This window comes from Marisediminitalea lipolytica (genome assembly GCF_001758465.1).
Lineage (GTDB): Bacteria > Pseudomonadota > Gammaproteobacteria > Enterobacterales > Alteromonadaceae > Alteromonas > Alteromonas lipolytica.
Window position 1 is genome coordinate 24,875 of record NZ_MJIC01000019.1, and the last position, 15,253, is coordinate 40,127.

Annotated in this window: 14 protein-coding genes; 8 read left to right on the forward strand and 6 right to left on the reverse strand. The window is 47.7% G+C overall.

The annotated features are described in order from the left end of the window. Positions 1–3: 3 nt before the first annotated feature. Together dbpA and pyrC are read right to left on the reverse strand one after the other, a co-directional pair. Positions 4–1,377, reverse strand: coding sequence for an ATP-dependent RNA helicase DbpA (dbpA, locus tag BFC17_RS20900; protein ID WP_070178471.1), 1,374 nt, complete (start codon positions 1,375–1,377; stop codon positions 4–6). A 6-nt stretch (positions 1,378–1,383) separates the two neighbouring features. Then, entirely contained in the window at positions 1,384–2,415 is a 1,032-nt protein-coding gene (gene pyrC / locus BFC17_RS20905; protein ID WP_070178472.1) for a dihydroorotase, read from the reverse strand. A 374-nt stretch (positions 2,416–2,789) separates the two neighbouring features. On the opposite strand from pyrC, the gene BFC17_RS20910 reads away from it, so the two are divergent. The 3 genes from BFC17_RS20910 to BFC17_RS20915 all read left to right on the forward strand — a co-directional run bounded on the left by BFC17_RS20910 (position 2,790) and on the right by BFC17_RS20915 (position 6,984). Next, positions 2,790–5,333: an EAL domain-containing protein gene (locus BFC17_RS20910; RefSeq protein WP_070178473.1), complete on the forward strand. Its 2,544-nt coding sequence runs from the start codon at positions 2,790–2,792 to the stop codon at positions 5,331–5,333. A 66-nt stretch (positions 5,334–5,399) separates the two neighbouring features. Continuing rightward, positions 5,400–5,564, forward strand: coding sequence for a helix-turn-helix transcriptional regulator (locus tag BFC17_RS22475; RefSeq protein WP_139142161.1), 165 nt, complete (start codon positions 5,400–5,402; stop codon positions 5,562–5,564). 232 nt (positions 5,565–5,796) lie between these two features. Then, positions 5,797–6,984: an exo-alpha-sialidase gene (locus BFC17_RS20915; protein WP_217494047.1), complete on the forward strand. Its 1,188-nt coding sequence runs from the start codon at positions 5,797–5,799 to the stop codon at positions 6,982–6,984. Positions 6,985–7,357: 373 nt separating this feature from the next. On the opposite strand, the gene BFC17_RS20920 is transcribed toward BFC17_RS20915, so the two are convergent. Both BFC17_RS20920 and BFC17_RS20925 read right to left on the reverse strand, forming a co-directional pair. After that, the gene (locus BFC17_RS20920) at positions 7,358–7,915 is read right to left on the reverse strand and encodes a PhnA domain-containing protein (RefSeq protein ID WP_070178474.1); all 558 of its coding nucleotides are present in this window, start codon (positions 7,913–7,915) and stop codon (positions 7,358–7,360) included. 79 nt (positions 7,916–7,994) lie between these two features. Next, positions 7,995–8,513, reverse strand: a complete 519-nt coding sequence (locus tag BFC17_RS20925; RefSeq protein ID WP_070178475.1) for a lipocalin family protein — start codon at positions 8,511–8,513, stop codon at positions 7,995–7,997. Between the two features lie 114 nt (positions 8,514–8,627). On the opposite strand from BFC17_RS20925, the gene BFC17_RS20930 reads away from it, so the two are divergent. Together BFC17_RS20930 and gloA2 are read left to right on the forward strand one after the other, a co-directional pair. Beyond that, positions 8,628–9,572, forward strand: a complete 945-nt coding sequence (locus BFC17_RS20930; RefSeq protein ID WP_070178476.1) for an aldo/keto reductase — start codon at positions 8,628–8,630, stop codon at positions 9,570–9,572. A 2-nt stretch (positions 9,573–9,574) separates the two neighbouring features. After that, the gene (gene gloA2 / locus BFC17_RS20935; protein ID WP_070178477.1) at positions 9,575–9,958 is read left to right on the forward strand and encodes an SMU1112c/YaeR family gloxylase I-like metalloprotein; all 384 of its coding nucleotides are present in this window, start codon (positions 9,575–9,577) and stop codon (positions 9,956–9,958) included. A gap of 2 nt (positions 9,959–9,960) precedes the next feature. Here the strand turns inward: gloA2 and BFC17_RS20940 are convergent, their stop codons facing one another. Beyond that, complete coding sequence (locus BFC17_RS20940; protein ID WP_070178478.1) at positions 9,961–10,845, reverse strand: ROK family protein; 885 nt, start codon at positions 10,843–10,845, stop codon at positions 9,961–9,963. Positions 10,846–11,125: 280 nt separating this feature from the next. On the opposite strand from BFC17_RS20940, the gene BFC17_RS20945 reads away from it, so the two are divergent. Together BFC17_RS20945 and BFC17_RS20950 are read left to right on the forward strand one after the other, a co-directional pair. Continuing rightward, positions 11,126–13,075: an amylosucrase gene (locus tag BFC17_RS20945; RefSeq protein ID WP_070178479.1), complete on the forward strand. Its 1,950-nt coding sequence runs from the start codon at positions 11,126–11,128 to the stop codon at positions 13,073–13,075. A 313-nt stretch (positions 13,076–13,388) separates the two neighbouring features. After that, entirely contained in the window at positions 13,389–13,592 is a 204-nt protein-coding gene (locus BFC17_RS20950) for a hypothetical protein (protein WP_070178480.1), read from the forward strand. Positions 13,593–13,657: 65 nt separating this feature from the next. On the opposite strand, the gene folE is transcribed toward BFC17_RS20950, so the two are convergent. Continuing rightward, positions 13,658–14,344, reverse strand: a complete 687-nt coding sequence (gene folE, locus BFC17_RS20955) for a GTP cyclohydrolase I FolE (protein WP_070178481.1) — start codon at positions 14,342–14,344, stop codon at positions 13,658–13,660. Positions 14,345–14,489: 145 nt separating this feature from the next. Here folE and folM point away from each other — a divergent pair, with 145 nt between their 5' ends. Beyond that, positions 14,490–15,200: a dihydromonapterin reductase gene (gene folM / locus BFC17_RS20960; protein ID WP_070178482.1), complete on the forward strand. Its 711-nt coding sequence runs from the start codon at positions 14,490–14,492 to the stop codon at positions 15,198–15,200. Positions 15,201–15,253: the final 53 nt, after the last annotated feature.

Sequence of the window (15,253 nt, forward strand, 5' to 3'; positions counted from 1 at the left end):
TCCTTATAATTTAAACGCTCTTACTCGCTTACCTTTAATTTTCCCTTCACGAAACAGCTTTAATGCTCGTTTTACACTGCGCAGTTTTACTGCCACAAAACTTTCATTGGCCTGCACTTTGATTTTTTCGATGTCCTCACCAGGTACATCGGCATCCTTGGTTAACGCACCAAGGATATCGCCGGGACGTAACTTACTCTTTTTCCCCGCATTTAAACTTAAACACACATAATCGGGTTCGACAATACGGTTAGCGTGAAAACGTAAGCTTTGCGCCCCTTTCTTTTTGAAATCCTGTTTAGTGTGGATCTCTATTGCAGCGAGTAACGCACTCTCCCGCTCACTCATTAAGGTGTAAGCAACGCCTGGCTTTTGTGCCCTTCCCGCACGCCCTATACGGTGAATATGGGCATCGGGGTTTTCGCTAACCTCGTAGTTAATTACGCAGTCAACGCCAGCAATATCCAGCCCGCGGGCAGCAACATCGGTAGCCACCAGCACATTTAAACAATCGCTGGCAAACCGCATAAGTACCCGGTTGCGATCAGCCTGTTCCATGTCCCCCTGAATAGCCGCCACTACAAAACCCTCGGCGGCCAGCATGTCGGCCACATCCTGAGTCGTTCGTTTAGTGCGGCAAAATACCATGGCGCTCTCGGGCTGCTCGGTGGTTAACAACGCTTTTAAGGCGTTAAATCGTTGGTCGTCGTCAATGGTATAAACCAGTTCGCTAACGTTAGCGCGTTGAGCTGAGTCTACCTCGATGGTTTCCGGCTCATGCAGAAAATCCTGGGCCAGCTCAGTGGTAGCAGGCGTAAAGGTGGCAGAGAAAAACAAGCTTTGTACCGGCCGCTGAAGACCACCAAAGATTATGGCCAAATCATCAGCAAAGCCCATGTCCAGCATTCTGTCGGCTTCATCAAACACGCGAACGGTGAGTTCACGAAGATCGATGCGGCGATGCTGAACATGGTCCATCACCCTGCCAGGCGTACCCACAATAATATGGCAACCATGTTTTAGTGAGCTGATTTGCGGCCCCATAGGCTGACCACCACATAGGGTCAGCACCTTCACATTCGACATATCTCGGGCCAGCAACCGACATTGTTCCGCTACCTGTTCAGCCAATTCCCGGGTAGGACACAGGATCATTGCCTGCACAGCATTAAGCGAAACATCCAGAGCCTGCAAGCAGCCCGCAGCAAAGGCCAGGGTTTTGCCAGAACCGGTTTGCGCTTGCCCAAGCACATCTTTGCCAGCTAACACGGCTGGCAGGGTTGCTGCCTGTACGGGGCGCGGCGCACTGAATCCGGCTTTATCAATGGCCGATAACAGCTCCGGGCGTAAACCAAACTCACTAAAACTTTGGGTCATAAGGGGTTACGCCAGCTTCCAGTTAAGGGTTTGACCAGCAAAGAACGGCACCATTTCAGTACCATCTGCCAGGGTAACCAGTTCTGGTACCTGCCAGCTTTCTTTAACCAGCGTAATCGTGCCCTCATTGCGGGGTAAGCCGTAAAAATCCGGGCCGTTGTTGCTGGCAAAATCTTCAAATTTATCCATTGCATTGAGTTGTTCAAACACTTCGGCGTAAAGCTCAATGGCGCTCCAGGCACTGTAGCAACCGGCGCAACCACAGGCATTTTCTTTGCGATGTTTGGCATGAGGCGCAGAGTCTGTGCCTAAAAAGAACTTTTTAGATCCTTCGGCCACCACCTCCCGTAACCGTGCCTGATGTGTATTGCGCTTCAGCACTGGTAAGCAGTAGTTATGTGGGCGAACACCACCTACCAGCAAGTCATTGCGGTTAAGCAGTAAATGCTGTGGGGTAATCGTTGCGCCAACATTCGCTCCGTGTGCCAGCACAAAGTCTGCCGCATCACCGGTAGTAATGTGTTCGAAAACCACTTTAAGTGCCGGGAAGTCCTGCACAATTTTAACCATGTATTGGTCAATAAAGACTTTTTCGCGGTCAAAGATATCCACATGAGATTCAGTAACTTCACCATGCACCAGTAACAACATGCCATCTTTCTGCATTTGTTCGAAAACAGGGTAAAGCGCACTGATACCTTTTACCGCCGCGTCGGAATTGGTTGTAGCCCCCGCCGGATACAATTTACAAGCGGTAACACCTGCCGCTTTGGCTGCGGTAATATCTGCCGGAGTGGTCTCGTTGGTCAGGTACAATGTCATCAGTGGTTCAAACTGACTGCCAGCAGGGCGCGCCGCCAGAATGCGTTCTTTGTAAGCCATTGCTAACGAGGCATTGGTTACTGGCGGTACCAGATTTGGCATAACAATCGCTCGGGCGAAACAACGGGCGGTAGCCGGCACTGTTTCGGCTAACATTTCGTTGTCGCGAAAATGAAGATGCCAGTCATCTGGCTGGCGAATGGTAATTGACTGCATAAAAAGCCCCGAATGCTGAACACATGGTTGGTTAAGATCAGTCGGGCATTATAGCAACTTTATAGAACAAGTGCTTGTTCGCTGTTGTTGTTTACAGGGCATTATTACCACTTATAGCGGCATAATTTATTTATGTCTTATTTATATCGCCTCCCTGGCAACGGATACTAACCTCAGCCCTCTTCCGAATCTTTCCAGCGCATGTGAATAAAGGCCTTTCCACGCGATAAACCGACTTTATTGACCCATGACCAAAAACCTTACTTTTATCATGGCTTTCAGCTAAAAATTGTGCACAATGAAAAAGTATAGCCCTTAAAAGAATAAATTATTCAATAGTTTGTTCATCGGGATTTTTCTGAAGGTCTTACCGAATGCCACAAAAAGACTCGCTATCCAAAGTGTTTGTTCAAACCCTCGAACAGGCCATTGATGCAGTGGTTGTGATTAACGCCAGCAATGACATTATCCTGTTTAACCGTGCGGCAGAGCTGTTATGGGGTTATTCCCGTGACGAAGTCATCGGGCAGAACGTCAAAATTTTAGTCCCTGATGATCTGAAGCCCCACCATGATGAATACATCAATGCTAACCGTACTACAGGGATTGATAAGATTGTCGGGGCTAATCGGGACATTCAGTTTCCCCGCAAAGATGGCTCTACCTGCTGGGGTACCATGTCGATATCGATGTTCGAACTGGATAATAACCAGTTTTACACCGCTATCATTAAAGATATCACTGATCTGGTGAAGCAGCGTAAACGCCTCGAACTCTTGTCGATGGTAACCGATAAAACCGACGAAGCCATTTTTATCACCGATGAAAACGAAAACATTGTATATGTAAACAATGGTTTCGAAAGAAAACTCGGCTATCCCGCCGAGCAGGTATTAGGTCTGCAAGCGTCATCACTGCTACTGGTGCATAAAGATCCGGGGGTGATTCAGGCCCGGGAAGAAAGCATAAGAGCGGGCAACGCGATTAGCTTTGATGAAATTCTTCACACCCGCACTAATCAGCAACTGTGGTTTTCAATCACGGCTAATCCGGTGTTTGACGATAACCAGAAATTTCAGAACCTGGTTGTCGTGATGTCCGAAATTACGCAAACCAAACTGCACGAAGTTATTCACACCAAACTGTTAGAAAAAATAGCCCGCGAAGAGGCGCTGGAAGTCGTCATGGACAGCGTATGCCGGGAGATAAGAACAATTTCCGGGGAGCTCTATCCCGCCATATTCAATATCTCCGCCCAAAATACGCTGCAATTACTGGCGGCTCCTGATGTACCGGCTGAACTTATCACTGTGTTTCAGGAAGTCGAAGTAGCCGAAGGAAACGGGTGCACCGCAACTGCCGCATTCAGAGCAGAACAGGTTACCGTATCAGCCCAAAACGAACCTGAAATCTGGCAATTTATCAATCAGCAAGTCGCTCCCTACAAATTACAGCGGTGTAGCGCTTACCCCATTAAAAGCAGTCAGGGCAAAGTGTATGGCGTACTGACCATTGCCAGTGAAACAGCAAAGCCAGATATCAATTTGCTCAATATTATTGTCGATATTCTCTGCCCGCTGTGTCTGCTGGCGATGGAACGGGAAGATCAGAAGCAGAATATTCGCCGGCTGGCTTATTATGATAGCCTCACCGGCCTGCCCAATCGTAACCTGTTACTGGCAAACGCGGATCAGGCGCTAAATACCGCTGTCAGCCAGAACCAGCAACTTGCCGTGTTGTTTTTTGATGTGGATAATTTTAAACAGATTAACGATTCCTTTGGCCATCCCGCTGGAGACAGCGTGTTGGTTAACGTTGCCGCGCGGCTTAAAAAGGCCTGCGGTAACCAACACGTTTGCGGCAGATTATCCGGCGACGAGTTTGTCGCCATTGTGGTGGGACTCAATTTTGATGAACTGAATCATTTTGTTGAAGAACTCAAAAGCCACATAAGTGCACCTATAGAGGCCGCCAATGCTCAGTTGGTGATTAAAACCAGTATTGGTATTAGTTTGTATCCCGGCGATGGCCATGATGTCGAAACCTTGTTGCATCGGGCCGATATGGCAATGTATCAGGCAAAACTGGACGGTAAGGGGCATTTTGCCTTTTACAGCCACGAAATTAACCAGCTCGCACAGGAAAAACAAGCGTTAGAAAACGCCCTGCGCGAGGCTATAGAAAACCATGAATTAACCTTGTCTTATCAGCCTCAGGTTAATCTGACTACTAACACCCTGTACGGCGTTGAAGCCTTGTGCCGATGGACTCATCCCAAACACGGCAGTATATCACCGGCCAAATTTATTCCGCTGGCAGAGGAAACCGGCCTTATCCACGACTTAAGTCAGTGGGTACTCAAAGAAGCTTGCGAGCAATTAGCCCACTGGCGCCGGCAGGGACTCCCAATTCCGGCTATCTCAATTAACCTGTCGGCCATGAATTTTCATGACGCGCAGTTAAAAAACCTGATTATTGACATACTGAACAAAAACCAACTGACACCTGGCGATATCACCCTGGAGCTTACTGAAGGCGTCTTACTCGACGCAACTGCGGGGGTTGTGCAGCAACTGGAGGATATTTACAACGCCGGAATTGGGCTGTCGATTGACGATTTTGGCACCGGCTATTCCAGCCTCAGTTACTTACAGCGGATCCCCATTAAGGAGCTTAAACTCGACCGCAGTTTTGTTACCGAAATTTCCAGGGACAAAACCAGCCGAACCCTAAGCGAGGCAACTATTCTGATTGGCCGCACCCTTAATTTAGATGTGGTTGCAGAAGGTATTGAGGACGAATCTCAGCTACAGGCGTTAATCGAGCAAGGTTACAACATAGGTCAGGGCTACTTTTTCTCACAGCCCGTTACAGCAGAAAGCCTTGGCAATTGGGTAAGGCAATTTGTAGCGCAATAGTCTTAGCGCTTGCACTGACACCTTGTTATAGTTTTTTACTGTATTCCAATGGACGGAATTTGCGCAATGACGACTAACCATCAAACGCTTATCGACGAGATTAACTGCTTCATACTGGCTAATCTCACCGAAAAATTAGCCGTTAGCGATCTCGCCCGGCGATTCGGCGTTTCTAAATTTCATTTGCATCGGGTTTTCTTTGCCCACATCGGTTTAGGCCTAGGCCAGTAACAGCCCATGTGGCAGTTTATGTCAGGACAAAGAAGGAGTAGACACAGCGGCGGTGCACAAGCAAATGCTCGGTACGATATTTGGGTTTATGCATAGCCAGCTTTAGCGATTTGCTATTTTACCGCAAGTGAGGAAGACTGAATTACCAATAGTAAAACGCCTTAACTCATGTCGTATTTTAAACTGCATAAGGATCATTGAGTGGGCCAGCCAGGTAAGGTGGCAGACAAGCATGGAAAAAATGACAAAAATGTTCACACGCATGTTATGGCGTTTAACGCTTGTGGGGGTTGCCACGCTACCTTGTCTCGCGGCTGAAGAGTCGACATTTAAGGTAACCATGCCAGCAACACTCATTGATATGACGATGCCTGCAACTTTGGGTCTGCCAGCTGCAGAGCGTGCCAGGCATTTTACCGTATTTTCCGCTTCAAAAGGCCTGGCGCAATATAACCATGGCGCAGTTTTGTTCGCTTTTAAGGGCAAGCTTTACTGTCAGTGGCAAACGTCCCGACAGGACGAAGACAGTTCGGATACGCATGTTATCTATAGCAGCAGTGTTAATGGTTTAACCTGGCAAACTCCAGCAACGCTGGCAGCCCAAAGGGATAATGCCATTGTTACCAGTGGCGGATGGTGGTCGGATGGCGAGACATTAGTGGCGTTTGTTAATGTCTGGCCCGAAAATAACAATCCTAAAGCCGGTTATACACAATACTCGCTCAGCAAGGATGGCGTCTCCTGGTCCGAATTTAAGCCGGTAACTGATGATCAGGGCAATCCGCTTTCAGGGATTATCGAACAAGACCTTAAGGCCACGCCAGGCGGCAGAGTTTTAACGGCTTTTCACCGTCAGCCCGGTTTAATCGCAACGCCCTATTTCACTGAGCACCCACTGGCTATTGCAGGCTGGCAAGCGGCCAAATTTACTAACCTGCCCTTTACCGGCCCTATCAGCAGAGAGCTGGAACCTTCCTGGTACCATACGCCTAACGGTGAGCTGGTCATGACTTTTCGGGATCAGGGTAGCAGCTATAAAATACTCGCTGCTTTGAGCTCGGATAATGGTAACACCTGGACAACGCCGCATATCTCTGACATTCCGGACTCCAGAGCCAAGCAAAGCGCTGGCAATTTACCTGATGGCTCCGCTTTTATTGTTAACAATCCCACCGGTACTAAAACCCGTATGCCGCTGATTATATCCCTCAGCAATAATGGTCGGGTATTTAATAAAGCGTTTATTCTGCGCGGAGAAGACACCTTGCCCCCGATGAAATATGCAGGTAAGTACAAGCGCATTGGCTATAGCTACCCGAAAAGTTACATCTGGAACAATGCCCTTTGGGTAAGTTATGCAGTAAACAAAGAAGATATCGCGGTTACTCAGTTACCACTGCCTTTAGAAAACACTGAGTGAAAAAAGGCTATTCAGCAGACCCCGGATAACGCCTGAAAGGTGTTTTGAGTTAGACAAGCTTTTCGGGAGACCCTGATAACGCCTGAAGGATGTTTTGAGTCAGGCAAGCTTTTCGGGAGACCCTGATAACGCCTGGAGGATTTTTTGAGTTAGACAAGCTTTTCGGGAGACCCCGGATAACGCCTGAAGGATTTTTTGAGTTAGACAAGCTTTTCAGAAGACCCTGATAACGCCTTAAGGATTTTTTGAGTTAGGCAAGCTTTTCGGGAGACCCTGATAACGCCTGAAGGATTTTTTGAGTTAGACAAGCTTTTCGGGAGACCCCGGATAACGCCTTTGGCGTTTCCGGGGTAAAAACAGGCTATGCCTGTTTTTATTTCTTCGTATATGCCGCGATGATTACTATGGTTTGGCCGTTTACTTTACCTTCGATGTGCAGCGGGTTGTTGGTTAACCGAATATTACGCACCGGTGTTCCACGCTTGGCAGTAAAGTTTGCGCCTTTTACGGTAAGATCTTTAATCAGGTGCACCGAGTCACCCGCTTTTAGTACGTCACCGTTACTGTCCAGCGTTGGCTCCCGGTCATCAATGCCTGCTTTTGCCCATTCCAGGGTATCTTCGTCAAGATAGAGTATATCTAGTAAATCCTGAGCCCAGGTTTCACCTTCCAGTTGTTTTAGCATCCGCCATGACACAACCTGTACGGCCGGCACTTGCGACCACATAGCGTCGTTCAGACAGCGCCAGTGATTAACGTCAATGCTGTCTGCATCGTTAAGCTGCGGCAAACAGGTTGAACACACAGCAATAGCACAGTTGTCAGAATCATTAGGTGACTCAGGCACCATATACAGGCTTAAGCCTTCACTGTTCCCACATAATTCACATGCGTCATTTGCACGCTTAAATACTGCCTGTTCGTTTGCCATTATAAGTGCCCCGGAGATAAAAAACGGCGAGTATAGCACACGCCGTACTTTTTATAAGCGGCAATAATTTAATTTACAATTAACTATGATCAACCCAAATCAGTTTACTGGTATCAAATCCCAGTGATTCTGCTTTGCTAACCAGGCTATCGAGCACTTCCTGAGGCAGTTGCGGCGTACGGGAAAGGATCCACAGATAGGTTCTGTCCGGCCCGGTTACCAGTGAATAGCTGTAGTTTTCCTTATCGAGCGCGGCAACCACATAGCTGGCATAAAATGGTCCGAAGAAAGACACTTTAAGATGACCGGTTTGCGCATCCTCAACAAAATACGCCTTCCCTTCAGCTTCGCTCCACTCCCCGTTTTCTGCATTGTAACCACGGTTGATTACGCGAATGCCACCATCTTCACGTTTGCTGTAATTTGCCGTGATTTTCGATAACCCCCGCTCAAAACTGTGATCAAAGCGGGCAATTTCGTACCATGTTCCCAGATACCTGTCCGCCTCAAAATTCTCCACCGGCTTGACCCCCTCAGGCACTGATGTACAACCGGCAATAGCCACCACCAGCAGTAGTAATGTAGCAAGACGACGCATGATCCTTCCTTAAAATAAAACCGACAACTCAGCCAATACGAGGGATAACAATATTTGTATCACTTAAAGGTTTAAGATAGTGTGTTACAAAAATGCTAATACGACGAATAAACAATGCTAACCACACAATTTCCTCACGCTTCTAAAGTAATTTTTGGCTGCATGGGCCTCGGTGGTAACTGGAACCACCAACCTTACACAAAAGCCGATTTGAATCTTGCCAACAAAGCCGTTGAACAGGCATTAAGCTGCGGTATTACCGTGTTTGACCATGCCGATATTTACACCCACGGTAATGCCGAGAAAGTGTTTGCAGAGGTACTCAGCCAACACCCTGACTGGCGCGAAAAAATGATTATTCAGTCAAAGTGCGGTATCCGCTTTGCCGATAATCAAGGGCCTAAACGCTACGACTTTTCGCCTGAGTGGATTGCTGCTTCGCTGGACGGCATTTTGTCACGTCTGAACATTGAGCAGCTGGATGTCTTACTTTTGCATCGCCCGGATCCGCTGGCAGATTTACCCGAGGTGGCCGATTGCCTCACTCGCCTGCATCAGGAGGGTAAGTTCCGTTATCTTGGTGTCTCTAATATGCATTGGTATCAAATTGAAGCTTTGCGCAAACTGCTGCCCTTTGACATTATCGCTAATCAGCTGGAAATGAGTCTGGGATATCTGGACTGGGTGGAAGACGGCATTTGTAATAATAGCCACCATAACCGCCATAACGGCTACACTCCGGGCACCCTGGAGTACTGCCAGCAAAATGAAGTGCAATTGCAGGCCTGGGCTCCTCTTGCTCAGGGCAAATACTCAGGTAAGGGCGAGAGCAATTGTGCCACCAGCTCACTGGTCCGTCAGTTAGCGGCCGAATACGGCGTTAGTAAAGAAGCCATTGTATTGGGTTGGCTAATGCGTCATCCCGCACGTATTCAACCCGTTATAGGTACAACTAATCCGGCGCGAATTGCGGCTTGTGCGCAAGCTGAAGATGTAACGCTGTCACGCGAACACTGGTATCAGCTGTTTGAGTCAGCCCGCGGACAGGACGTTCCATAACCATGTTTAAAGCTATTCACCACGTTGCCATCATTTGTAACGACTACGCGGTTTCAAAAGCGTTTTACCAGCAGGTCTTAGGTTTAAAGGTTATTGCCGAGAATTACCGTGCAGAGCGGGATTCTTACAAATGTGACCTGGCGCTGCCTGATGGTACGCAAGTCGAACTCTTTTCGTTTCCCGGAGCGCCAGCCAGGCCCACGCGGCCAGAAGCCCAGGGGCTGCGGCATCTGGCGTTTAAGGTTGCAGATATTGAGCAAGCTATTGCCCATCTGAACAGCCACCACGTCGACTGCGAACCGGTCAGGGTCGATCCCTATACCCAGCGGCGTTTTACCTTTTTTAATGATCCCGATGGCTTGCCGTTGGAGCTTTACGAAGATTAACGCTAGCGGTCAAGCATGGCCAGCGCACCAAACAATCCAGAGCGGGTACCCAGGCCTGGCAGACAAATAATGTCGTCCAGGCCAGTGCCCTCGGGCATCACAATGTAATCATTAAGCGTTGCGCTGGTGGTAGCCAGTACTTTTGCCACCAATCCTTCTTTTTGCATAACACCACCGCCCAGAATTATTTTTTGTGCACTTAAAGTTACCATCAGGTTATGACACATCTGGCCCAGCACTTCTGCTAATCCATCCCAGGCAGGATGGTCATCGGCAAAAGTATGTGAGGGTTGTGACCAAATCTTGCCTAACGCCGTACCCGAGCCAAGTCCTTCAACGCAGTTGGTATGGAACGGACATACTCCTGTCACACCCGCCGGTGGCTGCACCAGCATGTGGCCAATTTCGGGATGTACCAGTCCATGTAAAGGCTTGCCATTAATGACTACGCCGCCGCCAATACCCGTGCCAACGGTTACGTACACCGCTACGTCGGCATTTTGGGCCGCGCCCCAGCGATATTCTCCCAGCGCCGCACCATTAACATCGGTATCAATAACCACTTCGCAGTCCAGCGCCTCAGCCAGAAAACCGGCCAGATTAGTATGACTCCAGTCCGGCTTTGGCGTTTTGGTGATATAACCATAGGTTGGCGAACCCTGGTGCAAATCCAAAGGGCCAAAACTGGCAATACCGAGTCGCGCAAAATGAAAACCCGCCTTATGCTGTTGCTGAAAAAAATGCACCGTTTTACCCAGGGTATCCGCGGGCGTTGTGGTGGGGATACGAATTTCGGCGACGATTTCTCGCTGTGGCGTAACGACAGCGCAATTAAATTTAGTACCACCAGCCTCTATGACTGCATAAAAGGAATCGGTTAACGCCATAATCAGTTACCTCGGGATTAAATACGCGCGACTTGGTTATTTTTTAACAAAAAACAAACAACAATCAAAACTTAAACAACTTACATAATTTAAGAAAACACCAGACAAATAATAGTGTTAGTTACAATCTATCATTCTCCAAGGATATTTCTTTGTAAAATTATTGCCAAATTAACTTAATCGTTTAAGATTAAAGCTAGCAAAGCAAATAATTGCTGTAAATGTTTTTGTGAAACTTTTGTAAAACTCAGGCGAAATGAGTAGTGGTTGGAGATCTTTGATGAATTACGCGGCGTCAAGCGAGCAATGTCTCAGCAGAATATTGGCTGGCCTGGACCTATCGTTCTTATCTCAGCGCGATTACAAGCTGTTTAATGAACGCTTACACACCCATTTTCATGATTTATTCAATCGCTACGTAGATGTTTACGGTCATCAGTATGACTGTTATTACCACTTATCACAGCTGGTTTTATCCCTGGCAATGGGACTTAAAAACCGTAAGGCTGACTTAAAACGCCTGGATAAAGCACGCAGCAGTGATGACAGTCTGTGGTACCAGCAGGAAAACCAAATAGGCATGGCTTGCTACGTCGATTTGATGGGGCCAACACTCAAAGATCTGGAAGCGAAAATCCCCTATTTTCAGTCGCTGGGGTTAACTTATCTGCATTTAATGCCACTGTATGCCTCACCGGAAGGCGACAGTGATGGCGGCTACGCGGTGTCAGATTATCGCAAGGTCAACCCTGTTCTGGGTAATATGAAAGACCTTGAGTCATTATCCAAGGCTTTGCGTAACGCTGGCATAAACCTGGTGCTGGATTTTGTGTTTAACCATACTTCAGATGAACACCGTTGGGCCAAAGCCGCCCTGGCCGGCGAACGTAACTTTCAGGACTATTATTACCTGTTTGATGATCGCACTATTCCCGACCAGTACGAACACAACCTGCGGGAGATATTTCCTCAGGTACGACGAGGCAGCTTTAGCTGGAACGAAACCTTACAAAAGTGGGTCTGGACCACCTTTAACAGTTTTCAGTGGGACTTAAATTACAGTAATCCCGCCGTATTTAATGCCATTACAGAAGAAATGTTGTTTCTGGCCAATATCGGTTGCGCCGCTCTACGGCTTGATGCGCTGGCCTTTATCTGGAAAGAAATGGGCACCAACTGTGAAAACCAGCCTAATGCGCACAAGCTTATTCAGGCATTTAACTGTTGTCTGCAAATTACTGCCCCTGCCGTTGTATTTAAATCAGAAGCCATTGTACACCCTGATGAAGTACTCAAATATATTCGTAAAGACGAATGCCAGATTTCCTATAATCCGCTGTTGATGGCGCTGATCTGGAACAGTCTGGCGACTCGTAAAACGCGGTTATTAACCAGTTCCATGCAAAAAAGCTTTGCTATTCCTCAGGATTGTTCATGGGTTAATTACGTGCGCTGTCATGATGATATTGGCTGGACCTTTGATGATGCGGTAGCGCACCAGCTGGGCATCAATCCCTACGATCATCGTTATTTTCTGAATCAGTTTTTTACCGGACGATTCGACGGTTCCTATGCTAATGGCGTCCCCTTTGCAGAAAACCCATCCAATGGTGATTGCCGGGTATGTGGGTCGCTTGCATCGCTTTGTGGTTTAGAGGGGGCGCTTGAGGCTAAGGATGATGACGCTATCGACATTGCCATAAAGCGTATTATGCTGGTGCATGGCATTATCATGAGTATCGGCGGGATCCCGCTGATTTATTCCGGTGATGAACTGGGGTTACTTAACGACTACAGTTACCGTGAAAACCCGGCAAAAGCCCATGATGACCGCTGGGTCAACCGAATTGCGGTTACGGCAGAACATATTCATCGGATAGAAGAGCCGGTCAGCCAGACCGAACCGCTGGAACGGCAGGTTCAGAAAATGATTTTTGCAGGGCTCAGAAAACTTATCACGCTGCGCAAGGCGCATGGGGTATTTGGTCGTGCCCGCACTCACATTTTGCAAAGCAATAATCAACATTGTTTTGTTTACTGCAGAGTGGCCGACAACGGCGAAAAGCTAGTGGCATTGTACAACTTTAGCGAGCAGCCGCAGACACTATCAACCGATATTTCCGGGCTGTTTGATAGCCTCACCGTTACCGATTTACTGACGCATCAGCCTTATTCAGTAGCGGAAGACATCCAGTTAGCCCCGTATCAGATGTGTTGGTTGCACGGCTAAGCTTTTTACGATTAGGGCGGCCCGACCGCCTTATATCGCTTACTACATTGCGACCATTTGTGATCGAAATCCTACTGACCTGAGTATCCCCATTGTGGTGTAAAAGCCCCTCTCGAAACTTTATCTTGTCAAATAACTGCTATACTTGGGTAGCGTGTGACATAAGCTAAAAAAATAAAGGCCTGAATTCACATGTGACTGAGATAATTGGTGTTTAAGTTACACTAAACACCCGGGACACAAGAAACAGGGTAACAACCGGATGTTGTTATTAACGGAATCGCTGTTTCGCCATAATAGGAGCAAAAGGAAAATGCTAAAACCGGCTTATTTAGAATATCGCTGTCCGCGTTGCGGTTTTATTAATGCTATTGCCAGAGACACGGTAATAGACATGTATAAAGAACAGCTGGAAGATTGTCAGCACTGCCAGCAAAAGCTGGAGATTATTGCCGCTAACGGGATTAATGACAAAATTAATCTTATCGTATTTGAACAGGACGACTACGCCAAGTAGGGCTTACATACAAAAAAAAGGGGATGCTTAAAACGCATCCCCTTTCGCTATTTATTACCCGGCCATTAGTTGCCAAAAAATTCCCGGCGTAACTGCGCATCAGCCAAAAACTGGCCTCCCAGCGCTGATGTTTTGGTGTAGGACAGGCTGTCCCGAATACCACGGGCTTTCACACAGTAATGTGTTGCATTAATAACTACAGCCACATCCTCAGTACCGGTGAGTGCTTGCAGTGCCACCAGTACCTGTTGAGTCAGGCGCTCCTGTACCTGTGGACGTTGCGCAAAAAAGCCAACCAGACGATTTATCTTGGATAAGCCAATCACGGTGTCTTTAGGAATGTAGGCCACCGTCGCTGTACCATCAATAGTGACAAAATGGTGCTCACAGGTACTGGTAAGACTGATATCGCTTACCTGAACCGGCTGGCCAACCTGCATTTTATTTTCAATCTGGGTGATTTTAGGAAATTTGCGGTAATCCAGTCCCGAAAAAATCTCATCAACATACATTTTAGCGATGCGCTCGGGGGTCTCCGCCAGACTGTCATCGGTTAAATCCAGGCCGAGTGTTTCCATCACGTCCCGCATGGCGCGTTCAATCCGCTGGCGCTTAGCATCGTCGCTAAGACCATTTTCTAACATAGGCGTTTCCAGGCCTTTATCCACCAGCGCTTCATGTACCAGTAGTGCCTCTTTGGAGATGCCCAGTTTTACTGCATCGCGCACAACAACCGCTTCTTTTGCTAACATTCACTCATTCCGTAACAACGACTAACTCTGCTTATACTGCCTGGACCACAGATTAGGATTAAAATAATAACCTGTTAATTTGTCATTAAAACGATCTGCAATCCGTGTAAAGTCGTAATTAGTACCAAAATTATCGGAGGTATTTTTGTCTTTACCTATTCTCATCACCGGCGGGAGTCAGCGCCTGGGGCTTGCTATAGCCCTGGATTTACTGGCGCAGGACCAACCGGTCATCATCACATACCGACGACATAAATCGTCTGTCGACCAGCTGAAAAATGCCGGTGCAATTGTGTTGGAGGCGGATTTTAGCACTCAGCAGGGTATTTCGCGAGCAATAGACGAAATAAAACGCGTAGCGCCGGCGTTACGGGGCATTATCCATAATGCGTCGGATTGGGTACCGGAAAGTCCCGAGCGTGACCCTGGCAAACTGATGAATGACATGATGATGGTGCATACCAGTGCCCCCTACCAGCTAAACCTGGCACTTAAAGATGCTTTAGTTAACGACAGTGACCAGCTAACCGATATTATTCATATGACTGACTACGTGCAGGAAACCGGCAGTGAAAACCACATTGCCTATGCTGCCAGCAAAGCCGCCTTGCATAATCTGACCTTATCCTTTGCCCGGGTATTTGCCCCTCATGTTAAGGTCAACAGTATCGCTCCGTCGCTGGTGATGTTTAATGACGATGATACCCAGGAATACCGTGACAAAGCACTGAACAAAAACTTGCTGGGCATGGTACCAGGCGCACAGGAAGCCGTAAAAGCGGTGAATTATTTGCTGTCTGCGGATTACGTCACCGGCCAGACGCTGCACTTAAATGGCGGTCGAAACTTAAAATAATGGCAGCTGGTCGTGTAAACCATTGGCCACTTGTTTTGGGCCGCGTATAATCG

Excerpts from the sequence above, each read along its gene's own strand:
- dbpA (WP_070178471.1), bottom strand. The coding sequence starts at position 1,377 with ATGACCCAAAGTTTTAGTGAGTTTGGTTTACGCCCGGAGCTGTTATCG.
- pyrC (WP_070178472.1), bottom strand. The coding sequence starts at position 2,415 with ATGCAGTCAATTACCATTCGCCAGCCAGATGACTGGCATCTTCATTTT.
- BFC17_RS20910 (WP_070178473.1), top strand. The coding sequence starts at position 2,790 with ATGCCACAAAAAGACTCGCTATCCAAAGTGTTTGTTCAAACCCTCGAA.
- BFC17_RS22475 (WP_139142161.1), top strand. The coding sequence starts at position 5,400 with ATGACGACTAACCATCAAACGCTTATCGACGAGATTAACTGCTTCATA.
- BFC17_RS20915 (WP_217494047.1), top strand. The coding sequence starts at position 5,797 with ATGGAAAAAATGACAAAAATGTTCACACGCATGTTATGGCGTTTAACG.
- BFC17_RS20920 (WP_070178474.1), bottom strand. The coding sequence starts at position 7,915 with ATGGCAAACGAACAGGCAGTATTTAAGCGTGCAAATGACGCATGTGAA.
- BFC17_RS20925 (WP_070178475.1), bottom strand. The coding sequence starts at position 8,513 with ATGCGTCGTCTTGCTACATTACTACTGCTGGTGGTGGCTATTGCCGGT.
- BFC17_RS20930 (WP_070178476.1), top strand. The coding sequence starts at position 8,628 with ATGCTAACCACACAATTTCCTCACGCTTCTAAAGTAATTTTTGGCTGC.
- gloA2 (WP_070178477.1), top strand. The coding sequence starts at position 9,575 with ATGTTTAAAGCTATTCACCACGTTGCCATCATTTGTAACGACTACGCG.
- BFC17_RS20940 (WP_070178478.1), bottom strand. The coding sequence starts at position 10,845 with ATGGCGTTAACCGATTCCTTTTATGCAGTCATAGAGGCTGGTGGTACT.
- BFC17_RS20945 (WP_070178479.1), top strand. The coding sequence starts at position 11,126 with ATGAATTACGCGGCGTCAAGCGAGCAATGTCTCAGCAGAATATTGGCT.
- BFC17_RS20950 (WP_070178480.1), top strand. The coding sequence starts at position 13,389 with ATGCTAAAACCGGCTTATTTAGAATATCGCTGTCCGCGTTGCGGTTTT.
- folE (WP_070178481.1), bottom strand. The coding sequence starts at position 14,344 with ATGTTAGCAAAAGAAGCGGTTGTTGTGCGCGATGCAGTAAAACTGGGC.